This is a genomic window from Kitasatospora sp. NPDC127121 (assembly GCF_042677305.1).
GTDB lineage: Bacteria > Actinomycetota > Actinomycetes > Streptomycetales > Streptomycetaceae > Kitasatospora.
The window spans coordinates 29,677-53,527 of the sequence record NZ_JBHXTQ010000014.1 but is presented as its reverse complement, the minus strand read 5'-3'; the positions used below and the strand labels follow the sequence as shown (position 1 = coordinate 53,527).

The following is a 23,851-nucleotide window of genomic DNA, read 5'->3' as shown; positions in this document are numbered from 1 at the left end:
CCTGCCGCCGCGTCGAGGTCTTTTACCGACCAGCGCGACTCCGGGCCACGCATAGCCGATGGCCGGACGGAGGCGACCTGACGGCAGGCCCCCGCCGCCGCTCTGCCGGCCGCGGAGGCCCAGCCCGTCGGCTACTCGGGCAGGGGCCGCATGCTCACCCGCTACTGCCGTCCTTGAGGAGCGGGCAGAACACGGCATGCAGCACCGCGGTGCTGCGGATTCAGGGGGCTGACGGCGGGTCGAGGTCCTTTGTCATGAAGACCCTGCTGGTGCCCGGCGGGTCGCACGGGACTGCGCCCAGGCGTCGCCAGCCGTGCTTCGCGTAGAAGCCGGGAGCCTGAAAGCTGATCGTGTACAGCACCGCCGTGCGGCAGCCGCGTGCGCGGGCTTCGCTTTCGGCCCGGCGCAGGATCTCACTGCCCAGGCCGCCATGGCGCAACTCGGCCGGCAGGAAGAACAGGTCGAGGAAGAACAGCCCGAGTGAGGTGCGACCGGTCAGGCCACCGATCACCTGGGAGGTCACGCAGTCACGCACCAGGACGGCCAGCGGGCGGCGGTCGTCGACGGCCGTCGAGTCGGTGTTGAACCGGTCCAGGGCGTCGGAGATGAGCGATACGTCGGTGGGCTTCGGGGCGTCGGTGACTGTGAGGCCGATGCCGGGCCGGAGGTTCGATGGCGTGCTGTCGGTGGCGGGCATGAGGCTCCCAGGGCGGTTGGCGGACGGTGTGCGGGCGCAGGGCACAGGGCGCGGGGCGCGGGGCGCGGTGGCCTCGGCCAGTACGGGACGTTAGGGCGTGGACGCTTCGCCCGAGCCCGAAGCGAGATCGGCGACAATCGGGGACATGGACCATCAGCGCGAAGGCCGGGACGTCGGCGTCGACCTGGCCGCCGTGGCCAGGCTGCTGGCCGACGGCACCAGGGCGGACTTCTGCCTGGCCCTGCTGGACGGCCGGGCCTGGACGGCCACGGAACTGGCCCGCCATGCCGGTGTCGCGGCCTCGTCCGCGACCGAGCACCTGAACGTGCTCGTACGTGGCGGACTCCTCGTCGAGGAACGCCACGGACGCCACCGTTACCTGCGGATGGCCGATCCGCGCGTGATGGCCCTGATCGAGAGCCTCGCCGCACTCGCGCCGCGCCACACCCCCAGGCCGCGTTCGCTGTCGGGCTCAGGGCGACAGCGGGCTCTGGCCCGCGCGCGGCTCTGCTACAACCACCTGGCCGGAGAACTGGGCCTGGCCGTCACCGACTCGATGGCCGCCCGCGGCCTGTTGGAGTGGGGAGCCGATCCGTCGCTCACCGCCGAAGGGGCGGCCTGGCTCCACGACCTGGGCATCGCACTGCCCGACGCCTCCCGCAGACCGCTGGTACGCGCCTGCCTGGACTGGGCCGAACGACGCCCGCACCTGGGCGGGGCCGTCGGCGCCGCCATCTGCGGGCACGCCCTGGCCTCCGGGTGGCTGACCCGGATCGGAACCACCCGTGCCCTCGCCCTCACGGACCTGGGCAGACACGAACTGCGCGACCACCTCGGACAGCCTGCGACCACCGAGCTGCCGCCCTGGGACCGCGAGGCGGATTAGCGGCCTTGGGATGAACGGTCCCGGTGCTGGTGGGACCGTGACGGTGGAAGGGCCGCACGGGTTGGGTGAGTTGTGACGCCTGCTCTCCGACCGCTCCGCACGACGCCCGGCCCGCCGCCGCCGCCGGACAAGCGCCGAACTCGTCCTCGCCCGCGACGCCGTTTGCTGCTCACCCACCGGTCGAACCGCCAACAGCCACGCCCCGACCCCGACTTCACCCAAGGCCGTTACTGCATGACTTCCCGGCACGGGTGCTCGAAGGAGAGCGGGCAGTAGTAGAGCTGCATGTGTAGCTCCGCCCGATCTGGATGCCGATGTCGCCGTCCGCGTCGCGGTCCTCGACCGGGTCCCAGCCGCTGCCGTCCAGAACGCCGGAAGCGATCGTCAGCAACGGCACCATGGCGGATTCGCAAGCGGTGCACCGGATCACCGACGGATCGCGGAAGCTCCACGGCCCCCAACCGCCGACCTTCCAGCCAGGGCGACCGACAGCTCGTACCGGTAGTAGGCCCGGAACTCATCGGCGTACCGGTACCTCGGATCGGTGCCGGTGAACTCCCGCTCGCACCAGTCCCCGATCCGGCCCGCGAGGTCGGCCTCCAGCTCCAGCGGCGCCGGGCACTCCGTCACCACCTCCGGGTGCAGCACGCACGGCTCGGGCACGTAGTTGCCGTAATTCTCCACGTCAGCCGGCAGCGGCGGATCGGTCAGCAGCACGTCGACCTGCGTGGAAGAGCCCCACACCACCCTGGCCGTCGGCATCCAGGACGGATCGTGGTTCAGCGGACACCACAGCACCTGCAGCATGTCCGCGCCCTCAGGGCACGGCAGCGAGGGGACGTCGCGCGCGTAGAGCTGGGCCACCGGCAGCAGGGCGTTCGGCTTCCGGGTCCATGGATGTCCCGCGCGCGTCGCGTCCAGAGCAGCCCGCTCCTGGTCGGTGGGACTGCCGTCGGCCCAGCCCTTCTCATAGAGCTCCCGGCGCCGCCGGACGTCCGCCAGCGACACCGGCAGATCGCCCTCGTCCTCCTCCGGATGCGGGCCCTCGCACACCGGCCACGGCTCACCGGCCGGCCACAGCAACGGGCCCCCGACCGAACTGTCGTGGACGGTCGGCTCGCCCAACCGTGGGTGCAGGCGCGCCGTCTGCCGCGCCAACGGCACCAGTTCCGGGAAGGCCGCGGCGATATCCACCCGGCGCGGCGGTGTGACACGGACCATTGAGGCATCTCTTTCGGACGGCGGACAGGCATACGGACCTTAGCCGCCGCCACCGACAGAACAGCCGGTCGAGAACGATGCCTGGCAGGGTACTTGACGGTCCTTCCAAAGGACCGGGATTGCACTCGGATGCCGAGCCCGTTGGAGTACCGGGACAGGGGCCCGTGCTGCTCCGCGCCAGTTCGCGGACGGCGCATCCGTCGCGACGACCACTATCGACACGCGCGCGCCGGGCCCACGCCCGCCTGGACGCGCGAGAAGCGCCCCTCTCCGCCACAAGAGAACGACAGGTGCGCCGGCTCCTGACGGCATTCGGACGAGAACCCACAGCAGCGCCTCCCGCGCACAGGTGGGCGGGTGCTCCCCGGCGGTTGCGTCGCAGGCTCAATCGGACGGCGTGGCCGGGGAGCGCATGCCGAGCCACTGCTCGGCGCCCCAGGCCTCGAACCGCTCCACCTCAGTGAACCCCAGCTTCGCCGCCAGACGCATCGAGCCCATGTTGGCGCTCTGGGTGGTGAGCACCACCGGCTCGCCGGGAAGCGCTTCGGCGAGCCAGCCGAGTGCCGCCGCGCAGGCCTCGGCGGCGTACCCGAGTCCCCACGCCCGCGGCAGGAACAGGTAACCGAGATCGACCTTCCCCGCGGCAGCCGGACGGCGGTGCCCCGTCGCCCTCCTGAGCAGGATCTGGCCGATCATCGATCCGTCGAGCTCGACGACGAAACTCCCGGGCCACCGCTCGGGCGCCCCGGGCATCTCGCGCTCGAGCTCGTCACGCGGCCGGGGGCCACCGAGGTAGGCGTGCACCTCCGGCGAGGCGAGCAGCTCGATGAACGCCGCACGGTCCCGGACCTCGGACTCACGGAGCACGAGCCTCCCGGTCCTGACCGGCTCAGGCGGCCAAACCACAGCTCCCAGATCTTCCATTCGCGCACGCTAACAGGTGGTCAACCCAACCGGCCCAGCACCCCGGGACACAGCGCCCCAGGGCGGCGGGCACCGCCGGAACAGCTGGCGGCAGGCCGGCGAGTTCCTCGCCATCGACCTCACCGAGTAGTCCCTCAGCATCGACAACCCCTTCGACGATGGATTTGAGCAACCGACGACACCTTCCATCCCTCTCCACCACGGTGGAAGAGACCTCTCCACCCGGGGCACACAACAGGCCAACACTGCATCGCCCCTGACTCGGTGAAGGAACGCTGTCACACACGTGACGAGCAGCCCCCGCCGTCATTGAGGAGAGAGGCTTCAGGTGGATAAACGCAACCGGACCCTGTCCCTGGCCGGGACCGCCGGTGTCATCTCACCGGTCCTCCTGCTCCACAACCACACCCCTTGGTGGGCGATCCTGCTCCTTGCCGCACCTGCCGGGGCCTGGACCGTACTCAACGCCGTCTTCCCCCAGGCCTCACACGACCGGCTGGAATGGTGGCGCGACCGCCGTCGCCACCAGCGCCTGCGAACAGCCCAACGGGCCTGCGCCCTCGGAAACCCGGCGCCGAACGGAGCAGCAGCCGGACTGGCTTCGTCTCACAAGCCCCCTGCGGTGACGGCACCGACATGCGGGACAGGAAATCTTCCTGTCCCGGAGCCCTGAACGGGGTTACCCGGACGGGAACACACCGAAGAATTTCCGGTCCCGACGGAACCGAAGGAGTCGACAGGGACGGCGGGCCTCACGGAATCCGGCAACACCGAACCCGCCGACGCTGTGCTCCCCCACGCCATCGACACGGACACGATCCACACCGGCCCCGGTCCGGACCGGAGCGCGGAGACAGGGAAGCCAGTGAGTGCGCACACGGCGAGGTGGCGTCGGCGCCGTCATCAGAGCCAGCGTCGGCCTACGGCCTTCGCTCTCCTCAGCTGCGTACATTTGAACGCCCCCTGACCTGTGCCAGGGAACCTGGACCGCGTGTCACCGAAGGTGGGCCGACGGCGGTTTGCGCCAGTGGTGACGGACCACCGCAGGTCAGTTGTTCTGTCGTAGGAGCGAGAGTCGCCGTTGGGCCTCGTCGCGAACCCCTGAATCTGCTTCCAACGTCAGCGTCTTGAGTTGACGGATGAGCTCGGCCAGGCCATCGCCGGTCATCCAGCGCGGGTCACAGTCAAGCTCTGCGCTGAGCTGGTCAGCGGTTCCCTGGTCGGTCGCGTTGGCTAGGGCGGCGAGCACGGCGCGTAGACCCGGTAGGTCCTCACGTGCCAACAAGGCCACGGCTGTCTCCGAGGTCACTCCGGTGTCTTGAACATCGAGCAAAAGGCGGTGGAGGACTTCGGCGACGTCCTCGATATGAGGTACTACCGCCAGCCGACGCCCTGCAACGACCCTGACGCTCCATGAGGGAGAGTCCGCGGCAACGAGCGAATCAATCGGCTCTCGATCCTGGAGATCGTTCATGCCACCAGCGTGCCAGGAGACGTCTCGACTGCGCAGGACTCTTCCTCGACCAAGCCGCAGGTGAAGGGGAACGCCTCCAAGAACTCCCGCCGACTGGGCTCGGGCTCCACTTCGGCCAGACTCCTGAGCACCACCAGGAACCTGTCGAGCTGTTCGGACGGCAGGCCCTTGAGCACCGAGGCCACGCTCTCCAGCATCCTCACCGCGGAGTCGGGATCCACTTCGTCGTCGTCGCAGCTGTCGACGACCAGCCCGGCAAGGACAGGTACCAGCGGGTCTATGTCTGCCATCACCTGATCTTCGCAGGGAATCCCGGCCTTCAGGCCGGGAGGGAATGCGATCCCTGGCACGGAGGCGCGGAGCGCCGTAGGTCCCTGCGCTTGCGTGGTGACGGTCAGGTGGGCCGCTTCTGGTTCTCGATGTAGTCCTTGACGATGCTCAGCGGTGCGCCGCCGCAGGACCCGGCGAAGTACGAGGGGGCCCAGAACACGGACCCCATGCCGATGCGGTTGGTGCGCCCGGTGTACTCGGCGCGCAGGTAGCGGGAGCTGACACCCTTGAGACTGTTGACCAGCTTTGAGACGGAGACCTTCGGCGGGTAGTGCACCAGCAGGTGGACGTGATCGCCCTCGCCGTTGAACTCGCGTAGCTCCGCGCCGAAGCTCTCGCACACGTCGCGCATGATCGCGTTGCACCGCGTCAGCATCTCGTCGGTGAAGATGTCCCGCCGGTACTTGGTGACGAATACCAAGTGCGCGTGCAGGTTGTGGACAACGTGGTTTCCCCGCCGCATATCGGGGTCGGGTTCCCAGCGTGGTGACATGGGCCAAGGGTAGGATGACCAACCGTCAGCATCGAAAGGGGGTGGGTCGGATGATCCGTGCGTACAAGTTCCTCATACGGCCCACCGTGGGCCAGGCGCAAGCGCTCGGCGAGATGCTGCGCGATCACTGCTCGCTCTACAACGGAGCGCTTCAGGAGCGCCGCGACGCGTACCGGCACGTCTCCAAGACCTCGATCAAGTACGGGCAGCAGTCCGCACAGCTCAAGGACATACGGGCGTTCGACCCGCAGCGCCAGGGACGCTGGTCGTTCTCCAGCCAGCAGGCCACGCTTCGCCGTCTGGACAAGGCGTTCGCCGCGTTCTTCCGACGCGTGAAGGCCGGCCGGACGCCGGGATACCCCCGGTTCCGTGGAGTGAACCGGTTCGACACGGTGGAGTTTCCCAAGGACGGGGATGGCTGCCGCTGGGACTCCACCCCGCACGACCCCGTGACCCGCGTCCGTCTACAAGGCGTCGGACACGTCAAGATCAACCAGCACCGCCCGGTGGCCGGCAGGGTCAGGACCGTCTCGGTCAAGCGTGAGGGCAACCGCTGGTACGTGATCCTGACCGCCGAGCAGGGCGACTGCGAGCCGCTGCCCCCGACCGGCAGCGTGGTCGGCATCGACCTCGGGATAGCCAACTTCCTCGCCGACTCCGGCGGCGGGTTCGTTCCCAACCCGCGTCACGCCCGTGCCGCCGCCGCGAAGCTCGAAGCCGCACAGCAGGCCCTGTCCCGGTGCAAGCGACGCAGCAACCGGCGGGAGAAGACCATCCGGAGGATCGGGGACCTGCACCGCAAGGTGCGCCGTCAACGGCTCGACCACGCCCACAAGGCCGCCCTCGGGCTGGTCCGTGAGCACGACTTCATCGCGCACGAGGACCTGAAGATCCGCAACATGCTCGCGGCCCCCGCGCCGAAGCCCGACCCCGACCAACCGGGCGTCTTCCTGCCCAACGGTGCCGCGGCCAAGGCCGGACTCAACCGCTCGATCTCGGATGCCGGCTGGGGGGTGTTCCTGACGATCCTGCACGCCAAGGCTGAAAGCGCCGGACGGGAAGTCATCGCCGTGGACCCCCGCAACACCTCCCGCGAGTGCCCTGAATGCGGGCACACCGCGAAGGAGAACCGGCCCACTCAGGAGAAGTTCCACTGCGTCGCCTGCGGCCACCGCGCGCACGCCGACACGGTAGGAGCCATCAACGTTCTACGGGCCGGGCTGGCCCGTCGCGACGCCCGCCAGGGTTAACGAGAAGCCCCGGCGTTTACGCCGAGGAGGAGTCACGGGGAGAACCTAGCTCAGACTGGGCCGCGTCGGGGTCGACGACGTCAGCGGCAGATCTCCGAACACCCGGAGAACACACCGACGTGGTGGAACCGGGGAGCGTGTTGTCCGAGCCCTTCACCTTCGTTGTCGATCAGGCCGGGCCGAGGCCCTGCGACTCGTACCGCGCCGCGGTGAGCACGTGGGCGTGTTTGCTGGTGGAGACATGGTCCTGGGCGCCGGTGAGGCCGGTTTCCGCGAGGGGTCCGGGCGGTGGGCGGTCGACGAGGTCGGCAACCAGTCGACCGACTACTGCCCGGACGTCAGCTCGTGGCCGGCCGTCGCCGGCGCCCTGGATCAGGCCAGGGTCGTTCGCCCGTCCGGCTTCACGCACGAGGTGCTGTTCCGCCGCTGCCCGTCCTGCCGGCAGCTCAACATCGTGCGCGAGGAGGACTTCGTCCGTGTCTTCTGCGACGAGGCCCTGCCGCAGGGGTGGAACGCCGACCGGCCCGGACCCTAGACGAAGCGGCGCGTGAACGCGGTGCGGGAAGGGGGCGCGGTGCGGGAAGGGGGCGCGAGGGCCGGGGGTGGCGAGGTGTCGTCAGTCGTCTTCCTGGTCGGGCGCGGGCTCGGTGAGTCCCTTGCGGCAGTGGCCGTGGCCGGGGTGCTTGTGGCAGTAGGAGTCCTTCTTCTCTCCCACGGTGATGGTGGCCTTGGCGGGTTCGCTGACGATCGGGTTCCCGTGCGGGTCGGTGGCCGCCGCGAACGCCACGTTGGTGATGTCGCAGCCCTTCTCGCCGCCGCCGCGGTTGTGGGCCGTCTTGCAGGCTTCGATGTCGGCCAGGGTGATCGTGTAGGTGCCGTGGCAGGTGGTGCTGGCCCCGGGCGTCAGCGTGGTCGCGGCGCAGCTGACGTCGGCGATGCGGTCGTCGTCGACCAGCACGCCGTGCAGGTCGGTGCTGCCGGTGTTGGTGACCGTGTAGGAGTACTCCACCGTGTCTCCGACGGCGAAGGGGCCGCGCGAGAGGACCCGCTTCTTCAGGGTGAGGTGCGGCGCCCCGATCGGCAGCGTCAGCTGGGTTTGCGGGGACGTGACCGGCTGTCCGTTCGCCGTACCGGTGGCGGTGGCGGTGTTGGTGACGGAGCCGGCCGTGGCGTCGTTCTCGGTGATCGTGTACGTGCCGTGGCAGGTGGTGCGGTCGCCCGGGCTCTCCGCCGGGGCGAGCGTGGTCGAGGGGCAGGTGATGTCGGCGACGTGGTCGTCGGTCACGTGGACGCCGGTCAGCTCGGTGCCCCCGGTGTTCTGGACGGTGTAGCGGAAGGTGACCGTCTGCCCGACCGTGTAGGGGCCGGGCGTCTGCGCCTGCTTCTCGATGGCGAGGCCGGGCGGCCGTTCGATCGGCACGCTCTGCGAGGACGGCGGCGAGGAGACCGGTTGGCCGCCCGAGGTGCCGGTCGCGGTGGCCGTGTTGTCGATGGAACCGTGGGTCACGTCGGCGGTGGTGACGGTGTAGGTGGCCGTGCAGGTGACCGTATGGCCGCTCGCGAGCGTCGTCGTGGGACACGAGACCGGGCCGACCTTCGGGTCGTTGACGGCGAGGCCGGTGATGTCCGTGGCACCGGAGTTGGTGACCACGAAGTCGTACGGCACCCGTGTCCCGGCCACCAGGTCACCGGGCAGCGGCTGCCGGACCTGCTTGACGAGGTTCAACTGCGGCAGCGGCTGGTTGCTGCTCACCACCACGTTGCGGATGAGGTGCACGTCGGTGAACAGGCCGGTGGAGGCCGCGAACCCGAACTTGTAGGTGGCGGGCACCGGTTGCGGGGCGGGCGTGCTGAGCACCTGGTGGGAGCCGGTGCCGTCGTTGAAGTCGACCGACACGGTGAGCACCGGGGCGGGCGTCGGGGTGAGCTCGACATGGACCCGGCGGCGCGAGGGTTCGAGCGCGGTCTCGGCCTGGGCGGGGGTGGCCCCCGGGGGCAGCGCGGTGAGCGGTCCTTGCAGGGTGCCCGGGAGCGTCGACGGCCAGGGTGCGGTGGTGCTGAAGTTGCTGGTGGTGGCGGTCAGGAAGCAGTAGCCCTCGATCCCGTCGCCCGGGCCGCGCACCGTGACCATGTTGGCCCCGGGACCGGGGACGCGGAACGCCGTCCCGGCGGGCGAGCGGGTGGGGCAGCCGTTGCCGCGGTGCTCCCAGTCGCCGAAATAGTTCCCGAGGACATCGAGCCCCACGCCCAGGTAGCCGCGGTCGACACCGGGCAGGAAGGTGGCGGTGGGGTCGTCGTCTGGAAGCTTCTGCGCGTACCCGAGGCTGCCGCCGAAGGCGCCGGGGTGGGCCAGCGCGCCGTCGCCGTTCACCAGGAAGAACGAGATGCCGTCAGCGGGGTTGGCCGGGGTCGTGCTCCCGTACTGCCACTGGTCGAAGGTGACATCGAGGCCCTGGTTGGCGGGCAGCGCGTTGTTGTAGAGGACCGCGCCGGCCTGGTCGTTGGACGCGTCCGTCAGCCGCAGATAGCCGTGCGGCGCACCGTCGGGGGGCGGCACCGGGCCCACGCCGCCCGGGCAGCCGCCCAGCGGATGGTCCCCGGGGCCGGGCGCGGCGGCAGCCGGCGCGCCGGTGAGACAGGCCGACCCCACGCCGGTGAACTCCGGGGCGGTGGCCTGGGTGAACGTCTCGCTGACCAGGGGCGAGCCGCCGGCCCGAGGCTGCGCCTGGGTGCCGGTGTCCAGGCACAGGGGCATTGCGGCGCCGACCATCAGGGCCAGGGCCCCTGCGGCGAGCCGGGCCGTCCGGACGCGCCGCGGGCGCTGCCCAGGAGGCGCTGAGTGCTGTTCATGTGTCATGTACCCACATATAGCAGTCACTCTGAGTATTCATAGTGAAGACAGGCTGTTATGAAATCGCCCTTCGGTGACTCCGCTGATTTGCCGCGGGGGCGCTCGCGCGGGCGACAGGGCCCGATCCGGCCGCGCGGGAACTTGAAGCATCAGCGGTGCATTCCTCACTGCCATGAGGAGACCCGGGCCAGGACGGAGACATCCCAGGCTTCGAGAGTGTCCTCGAACTGGTGGTCTCGGCGGGCGCTTTGATGGTGTGCACGATCCGGTCGCAGACTCGGCATACGGCGGAACCGCTCTGCTGCCACCAGCGGCAGGTGGAGCGGACGGCGCACGGGGGAAGCGGAGCGTCCGGGTCGTCCGCGCCCACCTCGTACGCGGCATGGGCCACCGCGTCGCCGAGCGAGCAGCGGGACCCTTCCCACTGGCCGCAGGCCGCTTCGACGCAGGGCCCGGCGAAGCGGAACCGTGCCTCGGGCGGGCGCAGACCGGGGGCGGAGGCCCGGGCCGTGAACTCGGCGTCCACCGTCAGCGGCGGGCGCAGTGCGGCGACGGTGCCGTCCTGCCGGACGATGCCGAGCAGCAGGTGGCCCGGGGCGCACAGGCTGCTCGGGCAGGTCGCCCCGGCTCGGGCCGGGCCGGCCTCGGTCTCGGTCACTACTACTCCTGCTCCATCTGCAACCCGATCGGCCCCGGCCGCTTCAGCAGCGCGTCCACCGCGTCGCCGGCAGAACCGGCCCCGCCGAGCGGCACCTCGCGCAGCGGCGGCGCGAGGTCGAGCTCGGCGACCTGGTCGAGGATGAGCCTTCGCACCGTGTCCCCGATCCGCTGCAGCACGTCCCCCTCCAGGTCGCCCTGGACGGTGACACTGAATCCTCTTCTGGTCATGTACCTTCCTTTCCTCGGGGCAGTCGGCCGGGCCGACCGGGCCACTGACGGCACCGGTCACCGAAGACGCTGCCACCGGACCCCGGGGTGGGCGAGCGCTGCTGGCCGGTTGGAGTGAGGCGGCGCGCAGCGGGCCCGCCGCCTGGTCGTTTCGGGCGTACGTCGGCGCGCAGCCCCTCGAAGGTCTGTGCACGATTGACCGGGGTCCGGAAGCCGCGCGACGTCGACCGAGGTGCTCCACCGGCCTGGACCCCTCCACCAGCGCACCGACGGGAGCACAACATGACCGGGACCCCCGAGCCCTTCGACGACACCGCGGGGCTGCCGCCCCTGCCCGGCTGCGCCGAGGACGCGGCCGGCGCACTGAAGCAGATGTTCGTGGACCTGACCCAGGGCGTGCGGATGGCCCGCGGCCAGGACCCCGTCAAGCGGCCGGTGTTCCTCAAGCCGCACGGTGTGGCCCGCGGCACGCTCACCGTCGCCGACGACCTGCCGTCGGACCTGCGCGTCGGGTTCCTGGAGAGCGCCCGCACCCAGGCCGGCGGCCTGCCCGCCTGGGTGCGGTTCTCCAGCGACACCGTGCCCGGCGCTCCCGACCTGAAGACCACCCTCGGCGTCGGCATCAAGCTGTTCGGCGTGCCCGGCCCGAAGCTGCTGGAGGGTTACGCCGAGGCCGGCACCCAGGACCTCCTGCTGCAGAACTTCGACGTCTTCTTCGTCGACACCGCCCAGGACATGTGCGAGTTCACCAAGGCCGGTGTCATCGACGGAAGTTACGACAAGTACCTGGAAGCCCATCCGGTCACCGCCGGGATCCTCGACGCGATGGCCACGTTCGAGCAGAGCGTGCTGACCGCCACCTACTGGGGCGTGCTGCCCTACGCCTTCGGACCGGACCGCTTCGTCAAGTACAAGCTGGTGCCCGCCGGTTGCGAGCCGGCCGACCCGGCGGCGACACCGCCCGACGAGGACCCCACCTACCTCGGCGCCGACCTGGTCCACCGGCTCAAGGCCGGTCCGGCGGCCTTCGACCTGATGCTCCAGTTCCGCACCGACGACGAGAAGATGCCGCTGGACCAGGCGACGGTGCGGTGGGAGGAGTCCGAGAGCGCCCCGGTGAAGGTGGCCCGGCTGACCTTCCAGCAGCAGGACGTCACAGCCCGCGGCCAGGCCGCGTACGGCGAGAACCTCTCCCTCAACCCGTGGCACGCTCTCGCCGAGCACACCCCGGTGGGCAGCATCGCCGAGGTGCGCAGGACGGTGTACCTGGCCTCGGCCGAACAGCGCCGCGACGTGAACGGCGTCCCGACGGCCGAGCCCGGCCCCGCCCGCCCGCAGATCACCCCGCCGGCGGCCCGCGACACCCGGATCGTCCGGGCAGCCGTGCACCCGGCCATCGGCGTGGCCCGGGTCGGCGACAGCACGATGGACGACTTCGTCCTCGGCCCCGAGGTCGACGATCCGGCCCCGCTGCCGGTCGGGAGCTACAAGGACGTCACCGGCGCCCTGAAGCGCCAGGGCGTCCGGTTCCGGGTGTACGGCTACAACGCCGCCGGCGAGCCGGTCGCCGAACTGACCGCCGACAACGCCGACCTGCGCTGGACCGTACACGTCGCCAACGCGAAGGCGGCCTGGTACCAGTTCCAGATCGCCCTCGACATCCCGGAGGCGAACCAGGCCGACGACAGCAACCTGCGCAACCCCAAGATCCAGGCCGACCAGCGCACGGACCTCCTGGTCATCGACCCCGGCCCCCGTTCGGTGCGCGGCCGCAACCGCTCCGACAAACCCGAGTACCGCTTCGACACCGGCACCTTCATGGGCAAACCGGTCTACCTCGGGGAACTGCGCACCGACGACGGCGGCCGGCTGGTCTTCCTCGGCGGCCACGGCGTCTCGGCCTCCTCCACCGGCACCCCCGCCGACACCTTCGCCAACAACGACGGCTGGTACGACGACACCTCCGACGGCCCGGTCACCGCCGAGGTGAGCATCGACGGACGGCCGATCCCGGTCGAGCCGGCCTGGGTGGTGACCGCGCCCCCCAACTACGCGCCCGAACTCGCCTCGGTGCGCACGATGTACGACCTGGTGCGCGACTCCTTCTTCAGCGCCGGGCAGCTCCCCGAGCCGCAGCAGGTCTCGTTCACCCGCGACGTGCTGCCCGTGCTGCGCCGGCTGTCCGGCCTGCAGTGGGTCAACAAGGGCCTGTCCACCCAGTTCGGCTTCGGCGGGCGCGAGTACCTCCTCGACCCCGCCCGGGTCGCCGCGCTGGCCGACCCCTCGCCCGTCCAGCGGGAGCTGCGCCGGCAGATCTGGCTCTCCGTCCGCGACTACAACCGCGACGGCATGTCGCCGGTGCCCTGGCCTGCGGTCTACGGCGACGCGATGAACCTGCCGCCCCAGTCCGTGCGCCAGCACATGACGCTCTCCGCGCTGCAGTACCGCCTCCTGCAGCGGTGGGCCCGCGGGGACTTCGCCGACGACTACGACCCGACGGCCGCGCCGCCCGCCGCCCTCGACGACGTCCCGTTCGCCGAACAGCCCGGGACCCTCGACCGGGCGGCCCTGTCGTTCTGCCTCGCCGACGCCTTCCACCCCGGCTGCGAGCTGACCTGGCCGATGCGCCACATCACCCTGTACAGCAGCCCGTTCCGGGTGCGGCACCGCGACCCGCTGGCGCCCGCCCCGCCCGACTACGGCCAGACGCTGACGCCGGAGCTCGCGCTCTCCCTCGACGGCCCGCTGCACGCCCAGGGCCCGGGCGGCCTGACCCGGTGGATGGCGGTGCCGTGGCAGACCGACACGGCGAGCTGCCGGTCGGGCTACGAGTACAGCGTCTCGCTCGGCTTCGGCCCGTACGACCCGTACCTGCCGACCTTCTGGCCGGCCCGGGTGCCCAACCACGTGCTCGCCGAGGAGGACTACGAGGTGGTGATGGACACCACCCGCCCGATCGCCGACCGCCTGGCCGCGTTCCAGAACCGGCGGACCTGGCTCCGCTGGCTGCCCCGCGACTACATGGCCGCCATCAACGCGATGGTGCAGGACTTCGGCAAGCTCGGGGTGGTCGAGCGCCGGGTCGGCCCCACCGACGACCCCCGGCTGCCGGCGGAGGTCCTGGTGGAGTCCGAGGTGAGCTTCCCGGCCGAGCCCGCCCCGCCGGCCGGGCGCAACCTGATGACCGTGCACGTGGACCGCGGCGCCGACCCGGCTCTGGGCGCGGCCGCGCTGGCCACCGCGGCCACCATGGCGGACGCCCCCGACGAGGAGGTCTCGGTCGGGTTCATCGACAAGGTCAAGCGCCTGCGGCCCAACCGGTGACCCCTCACCCGCCGGTTCGCGTGCGCCCGTCCGGTCCGGTCGACGCCGTGGTCGCGGGCGGCGGACCGGCGGGCGCCGTGGCGGCGCTCGTCCTCGCCCGGGCCAGCCACCGCGTCACGCTCCTGGACGGCGGAGGCGGCCGGCACCGGCCAGGCGCCGCGTCCCCGGCCATGTCCCCGGTCGCGTCCCCGGCCATGTCCGCCACCACGTCTCCGGTCGCGTCCCCGGTCGCGTCCGCCGCCGTGTTCTCCGCCCAACCCGTGTTCAAGATCGGGGAGTTCCTGCCGCCCGCCGCCCGACCGCTGCTGGGCGACCTCGGGCTGCTGGAGGCCTTCCTGGCCTCCGGTCACCCCGTCTCCACCGGCACGTACGCCGCCTGGGGATCGGCCGCGCTGCACGGCCGCAGCCACCTGTTCGACCCGTACGGCCACGGCTGGCACCTCGACCGGCTCCGCTTCGACGCCTTCCTGCGGGACGCGGCCGTCGCGGCCGGTGCCGAACTGCGGCAGGCCACCGTACTGGACCGGCTCGACGACCGGCTGACCGTCCGCGAGCCAGCCACCGGCGCCGTGACGGAGCTGTCCGCCCGCTGGACGGTGGACGCGACCGGCCGACGCTGTGTCATCGGCCGCCGCAACGGCCGCCGCTGGCGGCAGGACCGGCTCGTCGCCGCGTACGTCGTGTTCCCCGACCGCCGTCCGTCGCGCCCTTCGCGCCCTTCGCGCCCGGGGCAACCGTCGGACCAGGGCCAACCGTCGGACCCGGCGGACGCCGAGGCCCGCACCCTGGTGGAGGCGGCGCCGCACGGCTGGTGGTACACCACCCGGATCCCGGCCGGGCGCCTGGTCGCCCATCTGACCGACGCCGACCTCGCCACCCCGTCCCTGCGCACCCCACAGGGCTTCTGGCACGCGCTCAGTCGCACCGTCCACGTCCGGCGCCGCCTGACCGGGCACGGTCCGGCCGCGACACCCGTGCCGCGCTGGGCGCCGGCTCACGGCCTGCGGCTCACCCCGGCGGCCGGGCCCGGCTGGGTGGCGGCCGGGGACGCCGCCCTCGCCTTCGACCCGCTCTCCTCGCAGGGCATCCTCACCGCGCTGCACACCGGTGCCCGCGCCGGACGGGCCGTGGCCGACTGCCTCGCCGACGGGGGACGGACGACGGCAGCGCTCGCCGACTACACGGCGTTCCTGGACGGGATCGCGGCGGCCTACCGAAGAAATCACGGGTACGCCTATACCCAGGAGCAACGTTGGCCCCTGAGCCCCTTCTGGCGCCGCCGCCGTACAGGCGAACGGCCCCTGAGCGGCATAGCCTGAAAGGGCCGGAACGCTCGTCCAAGGAGTCAGCCATGACGACTCAGACGCTCGCCGTGCTGGACGCCACGGAGGTCACCCAGGCCATTCAGGACCTCCAGCACAGCGTCACCCTGATCGCCGGCAAGGTCACCGTGATCCGCGCCTACGTGAGCGGCGCGAGCGGCCCCGCCACCGGCGTGAACGGCACCGTGACCCTGCTCCGATCACCCACCGACACCCCGATCACCGTTTCCTCGGCCAATACCGTCTCCCTCGATCCGACCGCGCCCAAGGACGTACCCACCCGTCGAGCCGACGCCGGCCTGAGCCTCAACTTCGTCGTGCCGAGCGCACTGACGGCCGAAGGGGCACTCAGCGTGAGCTCGATCGCCCTGACCGACACCATGACGGGCGCCGACGTCCCGTTCAACACGCCGCCCGGCGCCACCGCCGTCTGGTTCACGCAGTCCCCGCCGCTCCGGGTCCGAGTCCTGGGGCTGCGCTACACCATGGGCAACCCACCAGTGACCTACACCCCGCGGGACATCGACTACACCTTCCTGATCAGCTGGCTCAAGCGCGCCTACCCGGTGGCCGACGTCATCGAAGCGCCGCACACCATCATCGACGTCACCGCCACCCCGCCGTTCCAGTGCACCGACACCAACGCCCAGCTCGCCGCCATCCGCGCGCTCGACATCAGCGCCGGCGGTGACCGGCGCACCCACTACCTCGGCCAGGCGGCCGACGGCGGGTTCTTCATGCGCGGATGCGCCTCCGGGGTGCCCGCCACACCCGACCCCACCACCGTCGCCTCGGCGCCGTGCGGTGCCGCGACGTGGGGCTGGGACTTCGACGGCACGTACGCCGACTGGTACGGCGGGCACGAACTCGGCCACACCTACGGCCGCAAGCACCCCGGATTCTGCGGAGAATCGAAGGACGACCTGCAGAACTACCCGTTCCAGAACGGACAGCTGGCCAACGACGCGAACAGCTACGCCGGATTCGACGTGGGCGACCCCCAGCTGAATCTGCCGATGGCCGCCCGGCCGGGCGTGCCGTGGCACGACGTCATGACCTACTGCAACTCCCAGTGGCCCTGCAGCTACACCTACGAGGGCATCCGCCAGCGCCTGCTGGCCGAGGACTCCCTCGCAGCCGGCGCCCCGGCGCCGACCCCAGTGGCTCCGCTGCGCGAGGCCGCCCACGAACTGAGAGTCACCACACGAACCGGCGGCCGCCCCGACGACCGGTTCCCGCAACTCTCGGTGACCACCGCGGCGGCCCCGATGCCGGCGGCCGACGAAGCGGCACGGGGAGCGGGGCCCGACACCGGGCAGCTCGTCAGCGTGATCGGGACCGTCAACCTCACCCAGCGCGCCGGTGACATCCGCTTCGTCAATCCGGTGTCGGCCGCGGCCCGACAACCGGCCCAGCCGGCCCCCGCCGGACGGGCCGGGCAGCCGGACGGCGCCGGCCCGGACGGCGAGGTGCCGGTGGTGCTGCGGATCCAGCAGGCAGGCGGTGCACCGCCGCAGGACTTCCCGGTCACGGTCAAGCTGTCGTCGGACCCGGAGCCGGGGCAGGACCGCACCGGCCTGGTCGACGAGGTCCTCCCGGTGGGGGCCGATCCGGCGTCCGTCGAACTGCTCGTCGGAGGGCAGGTCGTGGACACCTTCCGCCCCGGAGCCCCGGCCCCGGCCCTGCGCGGCGCCCGCCCGACGACGGCGCAGGACGGGAACGTCGGGCTGGCCCTGGACTTCGGCCCGGCCCCGCAGGACGGTCAGACCTTCGCGACCCAGGTGAGCACGGATGGCGGACGGACCTGGCAGACCGTCGGGGTCGGCCTGAAGAACCCGACGATCACGATCGACCACAGCCAGTTCCCCCCGGGGACACAGGTTCAGGTCAGGGTCATCTCGACCAACGGCTTCACGAGCACGACATCGGACATCCAGAGCTTCCAGGTGTGAACCCGCCCTGCCGCCGCCCGGCTGGACTGCACACACCCGGCCCGGGACCGATCCCCGCACCAGGTGGACGGCTGCGGTCTCCAGCTCCAGCACCCCTCGGGCCCGTCGGGCATCCCGACTGGCCCGAGCGGAGAGGGACCGTCACTCGTCATTGACGGCGTCGTGTCGGCGCAGCGGGGGGAGGAACAGCGAGACGGCGCCGACGGCGAGCAGGATCAGAGCCTGCGTGGAAGCGGTAACTGATGAGGCGTCGTGCAGTGGCCAGGCCCAGATGCCGGGCCTGTTGTGCACCAGGCCGAAGGAGACGCACAGGAAGGGGAACAGCGCGGTGGCCACCGTGGCGAGGCGTGCTCCCCCGAGCCACCGGATGATGAGGGCGAGGCCGAGGTAGCCGGCGAAGTCGCGGGCCAGGGCGGTGGCGGCGCTGCCCGCACCCGCCGTGGATGCCACGACGGCGGCCAGCGCGCAGACCAGGACGCAGACGGCCATGAAGGCCGCGTCCCATCCACCCATGGCGCGGACCGCCACGCGCTCCGCAACGCCGTCGGCGCGGGCCTGGCCCTCCAGGATCAGGCAGACGGGAACCAGAGGGAGAAGTGAGGACATGGGCAGGTCGAACGTCAGCCCGCCGATCACCACCGGGATGGGAACCGTCACGGAGTCGGCCACTGCCCAGCAGGATGCAGGAGAGCAGGCCGATGGCGACGGCGGGGACGTACCTGATGCGCAGCCACCAGCTCATCGAGCCGCCTGGAAGGAGGGCGCGCCCGGCTGGTGGTACTGCACGGGGTCCAGAGCCGGCTTGGCGTCGCAACGGCCCAAGGTGTCCGCGTTCTTCCGGAACCACGCGAGCTGCTCGTCGTGCGGGAGCGTCATGACCTGACGGGCGATCTGCACCTCCTGTGGTCGATAACGGCCTTCGACCGACTTGGGGGTGACGCCGGCCGTGAGTTTCAGCCAGGACGACAGTGGGGCGACGGCCTCGGAGCCGGGCCAGCGGGCGAACGGCTCCTTGGCGCAGTCGGGAGCCCGGTTGGGGATGTATCCCAGCGCGACGAGTGACTGCACCTCGTCCTTGCCGGGCCGGGCGGAGAACGGTGACACTGTCGCGGACTGCGCCAGACCGACAGTATGGAGACGCTGTTGGGCCTCGACCGCCCAGTCGGTGATACGGGCGGCATCGGCCTGCTGCTCGGGCCACAGGCACACCCGCGGTGCCGTCGTGGTGCAGGTCTGCTCGCTTTCCGGGCGTGCCTGCGCCGCACGGTAGCCGAGCGGTGCGGCGATCCACGCCCCCGCCGCCGTCGTGGCCGCCAACGCCAAGATGGCGGTCAGCCGGTTGTTCCCTCGCAGCCTCGTCCACATCCAGGCGGCGGCCACCATCCCGACACCTACGATGACCGGCGCGAGGACCGCCCGGGTGGCCGGCACCTGGTCCGGCGCGCAGCATTCGGTGAGGTTCCGGCCGTTGAGCTGGCGAACCCAGAAGACGTTGAGCGCCGACGGGTAGGCCATCCACAGGAAGCTGGCGACGAGGGCCAGGGGTACGGCGAGCAGCCGCGGAAGAACCTGTCCGAGAACGTAACCGACCACGGTGTGCGCGAGGACGACCAGCAGTTCCAGCAGGATGATGACAGGGGTGGACCAGCCCGGAAAGCCGCTGGCCTGCGGCACGAACAGGGCAAGGGCGGCCAGGACGGACACCGTGCCGAGTGCCAGGGTCGGGGCCAGGACGGAGAGGGCGATTGCGGCGGCGGAACGGGTGGGCGCCGCACGGAGGACCGCGGACTGGCGCACTTTGAGGCCTTCCCAGGCCCCGCAGGCCGCGACGGCGGGCGCCGTGAAGTTGAGCAGAAAACTGCTCTGGGCCGTGACGGAAGGCCAGTAGCCGTCGGTGATCCAGCCGGCCATGTTGCCGCTGTACATCGCGATCCACACGAGCAGGACGGGCATGGCCCGCAGTGCCGACGAGATCCGGATGATGCTGCGCCAGGGCACGGTCACACCTCCCCGGTGACGATGCTGGCGTAGGCGGTCTCGGCACGCCGTTCCGCGGAGGCATCGTGCGGCGCGAGCGCCAGAAAGGACCCGATGGGCCCTTGGTGGCGCACGGTTCCCCGGTCGAGGACGACGACCGAGTCGTAGATCTCGGCCAGGTCCTCGGTCTGATGAGTGGAGACGACGAAACTCGTGAGGTGGCGCAGCTCCCCGATCAGCTCCCGGAAGACTCCGCGTTGCACCGGGTCGAGTCCCGCGGTGGGCTCGTCCAGGAGCACGACCTGGGCATCGTGCACCAAGGTCTGGGCGATGCCCAGCCGCCGTAACTGACCACCGGAAAGCTCCCCACTGCGCCGATCTGCGAGCGAGGTGAGCCCGACCTTGTCGATGGCCCGCTGGGACCGCTCCCAGGCCTCACTTCGCGACATGCCCTTGAGCCAGCCCGCGTAGGCTGCCTGCTCCCGCACCCGCAGACCGGGTACCGGCCGCACTTGCTGAGGGAGCCAGCCGACCCTTCGGCGGTAGGCCTTGAGGTCCTTGGAACTGCTCGTGTCCAGCCCGTCGAGGGTGATGCGGCCGGTCTCGGGCCTGAGCGCGGAAGCGATCAGACCCAGCAGGGTCGACTTGCCGGCGCCGTTCGGGCCGAGCAGCACACTGCACCCTCTTCCCAGGCTGAGACTGAAGGAGTCCAGAACTCGGGAGCCCTTGCGGTAGCCGAAGGAGCAGTCAGTTACTTGAACAGGCATAATCACCGATCTGCTTTGCATTTGAGCTGGTGAGAGATGTAGCGCAGTCCAGTCGACCGGCCGCGAATTCCCGGCAGGCGCTGTACGCATGAATTCCGGCACTCCGTGCGTCCTGGCGCCGGATTCGCCGATGTACGAGGCCTTCACGGGGGGGGATTAATGTGCATCACCGGATTCATGCGGCGCAGCAGGTGGAGGAGGAGGCGGTCAGCGGTGCTGGGCGAGGTGGGGGTGCGGGTCCCGGGGCGGTGACGGGCCGGCGCGCACCACCGCCGACGTCGAACGGGGCTCCGGCGCGAGCGAGGTGCCCGGTCGGTGGGGACATCGATGGGAGGACGCCGCCTTGGCTGGTAGTAGACGTGGACGAATCGCGGGGTCACCGGGCGAGTTCGGGTACCAGCTCGGCGGCTGCTTCGAGGCAGTCGAGGACGTTCCGGGCGGAGTCCGACAGCGGGTAGCGGTCGGCGTCGGCGCGGGTGGCGCGCGATCGGTCGGCGTCCGCACGGGAGAGCGACGACAGCCGTCTGGCCAGCAGGTTCAGGAGGTGGTCGAGGTCGAGGACCACGGTGGAGTAGAAGCCGTCGGCGCTCTCGCGGGTCGGCGGGAACAGGCCGCCCTCGTAGACGGCGAGCCTGCCGTACGGTGCTGACTCGAAGTGCCCGATGCCGGTGTCGAGGGAGCCCAGGAAGGACGGCGAGGTCCGGCTGTCCAGGGACGTCTGGTCGTAGAAGAAGTTCTCGTTGCCGCCGTCCCCGATCAGGAGGTCCCAGGCGGGCACGGGGCTGAGCCTGTGCAGGGCCCTGGGTGGCGGGAACGAGGCGGGGTGCAGCGGGCGCAGGCGGTCGCCGACCACCTGCCACCGCTGCAGGCCCCGGTCCAGACCGGCCGTGATCAGGGAGTCGGCGGTGAACGTGATGGCGCTGATCGGTCCGTGGCCGAGGTGGTCGTCCGCGGCGAACTCGCGCAGGGCGACCGCGGTCTCCGCGTCCACGCAGCACAGCGACACATGGTTCGTCGGGCCTTCGTAGAACTCGTTCAGGACGCCGGTACGGTCCACGGCCACGATCCGGCACTGGTGGAGGTCCTCGCCGATCAGGTTGATCGCGGCCAGCGGCAGCTGATGGCAGAAGCCGACCGGGCCGGCGGCGTTGAGGGCGGACGGCAGCACCCTCGACGCCGACGCGTGGACCGACTCGCTGACCCGCGCCACCTCACGACGGTCGGTCTCGGCCAGCAACTGGGCCAGCTGGCGCTCCGCCATGCCCTGCGGGTGCCACCGCGACGGCTTCAGGTGGGCGGCTGCCGCCACGACCTGCAGGAAGGGGAGGGACAGCACCAGCTTCCACAGACCGCCCCAGGCCCCCTGCCTGGCCAGTGACCTGGCCAGCTCCTGCGCACCCTCGTTTCCCTCGTCTCCCCTGCCGCCGCCCCGCCCGCCGAAGAGCCTCGACATCGCCCAACCCCCAGTCGACTGCGCCGAATTGGCCTGCTGGAATTCTCCCTCAGCGATCATGAAACCGGTACTGGGCCGGAGGCGCGCGCGGCGAGGACAACGATTCCGTGCACAGCGCCGACGGAGGCGGGGCGGGGTACGGGCGGAGGCGGGGTGCGGGCGGCTACCCGGCGGCGCGGATCAGCCGGTCGACTCCTGTTCGGCCTGCTCCTGCTCGGCCTCCACCTGGGCGTTCCACTCGCGCTTGGCTGCCCGCCAGGCCTCGTCGCTCTGACCTGACCGCCAGTAGCCCGAGACCGACATCCGCTCGCGCGGGATGCCCCGCTCCACGCGCAGCAGGCGCCGCAGTTCCTTCACGAAGCCTGCCTCGCCGTGCACGAACGCGGATGCCGCCCCGGCGGGGAATTCCAGCGCGCCCACCGCCTCGACCAGCGCCTCGCCCACCGGGCGCGCGCCGCGGTGCAGCCAGCTGATCTCGGCCCCGGCGGGCGAGACGATCTTCTGCTCCTCCGCGGCGTCCGCGACCTCGACGAAGGCGTGCACCACGGCATCGGCCGGCATCCGTTCCAGCGCCGCGGCGATCGCGGGCAGCGCGCTCTCGTCGCCCACCAGCAAGTGCCAGTCGGCACTCGGGTCGGGGGCGTAGCCGCCGCCGGGGCCCAGGAAGCGCACCGTCTCGCCGGGCTGTGCGCGGGCCGCCCATGGCCCGGCCAGGCCCTCGTCACCGTGCACCACGAAGTCGATGGTCAGCTCGCGCAGCGCCGGGTCCCAGGCCCGCACGGTGTACGTCCGGGTGATCGGCCGCTGCTCGGGCGGGAACTCCTCGCGGATCCGCGCCATGTCGAAGGGCTCCGGGTAGCTCACGCCCTCGGGCGTGAAGAGCACCTTGACGTAGTGGTCGGTGAACTCGGTGGCGTCGAAGTCCTCCAACCCCGCACCGCCGAGGACCAGGCGCACCATGTGCGGTGTGATCCGCTCAGTGCGCAGCACCTGTGCTTCGCGGGCCTGCGGTGTCCGGCGGGTCGGCTGGTCTGCCATGGTGCCCCCCTGGGCTGTGTGATCGCGCTTCTTGGTTAGGCTTGCCTAAGTTAGCACTCTTGAGGCGGTGCTCGACTCAGGGGCGGCAACCGATCCCCATTCCGTCCACGACCGGGAGCGCGACGTCTTGGCAGCCCCGCCTCGGGTCGCGGACGCAGCAAGGGCTCGCGGATGCCTCCGCGGCCGGTGCGGCGCAGCCAGACCGCGCCGCGCGCCGGCCGGGAGTCGACGACCGAGATCGCCGCTCGCAGAGGTCCGCTCAGAACCGGCGCGCTGTCCGAGACAGTTCCGACAGACCACCGAGGGAACCTGACGCCCGATCAAGTCGCAATCGTGGCAGGACGAATGGCGGGCGGCGACGGCGAGGAGGGCGGCTTCCGCACGACCAGGTGTGGTCGGGCCTCAGGCGCGCCGCACCACGAAGGTGACCTCGGCGGTGTTCCCCTTGCCGCCGATCACCTCGCACGTGAGGCCCGCGCCGACAGTGCACTCGTTGATGTTCGACCCGGCATAGGGATTGCTCCAGTGGATCAACCCGTTCCAGGTGTCCACGCCGAAGCTGATCTGCCCCTCGGTACCCGTCAGGAACCCGCACGACTCGGTTTTCCAGCTGGGGGCCACGTTCGGCAGGATGTAGCTCGGGGGCAGGGGGCTGCCGGCGGTCCAGCACCCGTGGGCCAGGGTGGCCGAGCCGAGGTAGAGCATGCTGCTGGTCTGGTTGGACAGGGTGACCTTGGTGCTGCGCACCGCGTAGCCGGCGGGCGCCGTCGGGGTGGCCGACTGCGCTGTTCCGGCGTCGGGGGTGGCGGCCTGCGCCGCGGGAGCCAGGGCCAAGCCTGCGCTCAGCGCCAGGACGGCGGTCAGTACGGAGGACTGGACAACACGCTTCGAGGTCATGGCAGCCAACTCTCGATCGGAGGGCGGTCAGGTACATGTCTCAACGGGATGGCGGACCTCGTTGGTTCACCAACCGCCACGACGTACGGGAATGAGGGCCTGTGTGA

Annotated in this window: 20 protein-coding genes; 6 read left to right on the top strand and 14 right to left on the bottom strand. The window is 71.1% G+C overall.

All coding sequences use genetic code 11. From position 1 onward, the window contains the following. Positions 1-220: 220 nt before the first annotated feature. On the bottom strand, positions 221-697 hold the full coding sequence (locus ACFVHI_RS10495; protein ID WP_380337695.1) for a GNAT family N-acetyltransferase: 477 nt from the start codon (positions 695-697) through the stop codon (positions 221-223). Positions 698-842: 145 nt separating this feature from the next. Here ACFVHI_RS10495 and ACFVHI_RS10490 point away from each other — a divergent pair, with 145 nt between their 5' ends. Then, positions 843-1,583 (top strand): ArsR/SmtB family transcription factor, encoded by a 741-nt coding sequence (locus ACFVHI_RS10490; RefSeq protein ID WP_380337692.1) that lies wholly within the window; start codon positions 843-845, stop codon positions 1,581-1,583. Positions 1,584-2,009: 426 nt separating this feature from the next. Here ACFVHI_RS10490 and ACFVHI_RS10485 read toward each other — a convergent pair whose 3' ends face one another. The 5 genes from ACFVHI_RS10485 to tnpA form a co-directional block, all read right to left on the bottom strand. Continuing rightward, a complete protein-coding gene (locus tag ACFVHI_RS10485; protein ID WP_380337690.1) occupies positions 2,010-2,804 on the bottom strand; it encodes a hypothetical protein in 795 nt (264 codons plus the stop codon). 384 nt (positions 2,805-3,188) lie between these two features. Beyond that, positions 3,189-3,728 carry a GNAT family N-acetyltransferase gene (locus tag ACFVHI_RS10480; protein ID WP_380337687.1) on the bottom strand — a complete coding sequence of 180 codons (540 nt, stop codon included), beginning with the start codon at positions 3,726-3,728 and terminating at the stop codon, positions 3,189-3,191. 1,048 nt (positions 3,729-4,776) lie between these two features. Next, positions 4,777-5,202 (bottom strand): hypothetical protein, encoded by a 426-nt coding sequence (locus ACFVHI_RS10475; RefSeq protein ID WP_380337684.1) that lies wholly within the window; start codon positions 5,200-5,202, stop codon positions 4,777-4,779. Continuing rightward, on the bottom strand, positions 5,199-5,492 hold the full coding sequence (locus tag ACFVHI_RS10470; protein WP_380337681.1) for a hypothetical protein: 294 nt from the start codon (positions 5,490-5,492) through the stop codon (positions 5,199-5,201). The genes ACFVHI_RS10475 and ACFVHI_RS10470 overlap by 4 nt, the downstream gene beginning before the upstream one ends. A 104-nt stretch (positions 5,493-5,596) precedes the next feature. After that, a complete protein-coding gene (tnpA, locus tag ACFVHI_RS10465; RefSeq protein ID WP_380337678.1) occupies positions 5,597-6,025 on the bottom strand; it encodes an IS200/IS605 family transposase in 429 nt (142 codons plus the stop codon). Positions 6,026-6,075: 50 nt separating this feature from the next. Here tnpA and ACFVHI_RS10460 point away from each other — a divergent pair, with 50 nt between their 5' ends. Together ACFVHI_RS10460 and ACFVHI_RS10455 are read left to right on the top strand one after the other, a co-directional pair. After that, a complete protein-coding gene (locus ACFVHI_RS10460; protein WP_380337675.1) occupies positions 6,076-7,275 on the top strand; it encodes an RNA-guided endonuclease InsQ/TnpB family protein in 1,200 nt (399 codons plus the stop codon). Positions 7,276-7,516: 241 nt separating this feature from the next. Then, positions 7,517-7,810 carry a hypothetical protein gene (locus tag ACFVHI_RS10455; protein WP_380337672.1) on the top strand — a complete coding sequence of 98 codons (294 nt, stop codon included), beginning with the start codon at positions 7,517-7,519 and terminating at the stop codon, positions 7,808-7,810. An 81-nt stretch (positions 7,811-7,891) separates the two neighbouring features. Here the strand turns inward: ACFVHI_RS10455 and ACFVHI_RS10450 are convergent, their stop codons facing one another. Together ACFVHI_RS10450 and ACFVHI_RS10445 are read right to left on the bottom strand one after the other, a co-directional pair. Beyond that, the gene (locus tag ACFVHI_RS10450; RefSeq protein ID WP_380337669.1) at positions 7,892-10,045 is read right to left on the bottom strand and encodes a hypothetical protein; all 2,154 of its coding nucleotides are present in this window, start codon (positions 10,043-10,045) and stop codon (positions 7,892-7,894) included. 741 nt (positions 10,046-10,786) lie between these two features. Continuing rightward, positions 10,787-11,014 carry a hypothetical protein gene (locus ACFVHI_RS10445; RefSeq protein WP_063351855.1) on the bottom strand — a complete coding sequence of 76 codons (228 nt, stop codon included), beginning with the start codon at positions 11,012-11,014 and terminating at the stop codon, positions 10,787-10,789. A gap of 282 nt (positions 11,015-11,296) precedes the next feature. Here ACFVHI_RS10445 and ACFVHI_RS10440 point away from each other — a divergent pair, with 282 nt between their 5' ends. From ACFVHI_RS10440 to ACFVHI_RS10430, 3 genes are read left to right on the top strand one after another with little or no spacing between them, the layout of a single operon-like run. Further along, positions 11,297-14,338, top strand: coding sequence for a LodA/GoxA family CTQ-dependent oxidase (locus ACFVHI_RS10440; protein WP_363367989.1), 3,042 nt, complete (start codon positions 11,297-11,299; stop codon positions 14,336-14,338). Between the two features lie 20 nt (positions 14,339-14,358). Then, positions 14,359-15,657: a tryptophan 7-halogenase gene (locus ACFVHI_RS10435; protein ID WP_380337664.1), complete on the top strand. Its 1,299-nt coding sequence runs from the start codon at positions 14,359-14,361 to the stop codon at positions 15,655-15,657. A 32-nt stretch (positions 15,658-15,689) separates the two neighbouring features. Beyond that, positions 15,690-17,612 carry a hypothetical protein gene (locus ACFVHI_RS10430; protein WP_380337661.1) on the top strand — a complete coding sequence of 641 codons (1,923 nt, stop codon included), beginning with the start codon at positions 15,690-15,692 and terminating at the stop codon, positions 17,610-17,612. 141 nt (positions 17,613-17,753) lie between these two features. Here the strand turns inward: ACFVHI_RS10430 and ACFVHI_RS10425 are convergent, their stop codons facing one another. From ACFVHI_RS10425 to ACFVHI_RS10400, 6 genes are all read right to left on the bottom strand, one after another. Next, positions 17,754-18,281 (bottom strand): hypothetical protein, encoded by a 528-nt coding sequence (locus ACFVHI_RS10425; RefSeq protein WP_380337659.1) that lies wholly within the window; start codon positions 18,279-18,281, stop codon positions 17,754-17,756. A 69-nt stretch (positions 18,282-18,350) separates the two neighbouring features. Continuing rightward, a complete protein-coding gene (locus ACFVHI_RS10420) occupies positions 18,351-19,616 on the bottom strand; it encodes a hypothetical protein (protein WP_380337656.1) in 1,266 nt (421 codons plus the stop codon). Further along, positions 19,613-20,356: an ATP-binding cassette domain-containing protein gene (locus ACFVHI_RS10415; RefSeq protein WP_380337830.1), complete on the bottom strand. Its 744-nt coding sequence runs from the start codon at positions 20,354-20,356 to the stop codon at positions 19,613-19,615. The genes ACFVHI_RS10420 and ACFVHI_RS10415 overlap by 4 nt, the downstream gene beginning before the upstream one ends. Before the next feature lie 376 nt (positions 20,357-20,732). Beyond that, a complete protein-coding gene (locus ACFVHI_RS10410) occupies positions 20,733-21,809 on the bottom strand; it encodes a hypothetical protein (RefSeq protein ID WP_380337655.1) in 1,077 nt (358 codons plus the stop codon). Positions 21,810-21,989: 180 nt separating this feature from the next. Then, positions 21,990-22,847, bottom strand: coding sequence for a siderophore-interacting protein (locus ACFVHI_RS10405; RefSeq protein WP_380337652.1), 858 nt, complete (start codon positions 22,845-22,847; stop codon positions 21,990-21,992). Between the two features lie 402 nt (positions 22,848-23,249). Then, complete coding sequence (locus ACFVHI_RS10400; RefSeq protein ID WP_380337649.1) at positions 23,250-23,744, bottom strand: hypothetical protein; 495 nt, start codon at positions 23,742-23,744, stop codon at positions 23,250-23,252. Positions 23,745-23,851: the final 107 nt, after the last annotated feature.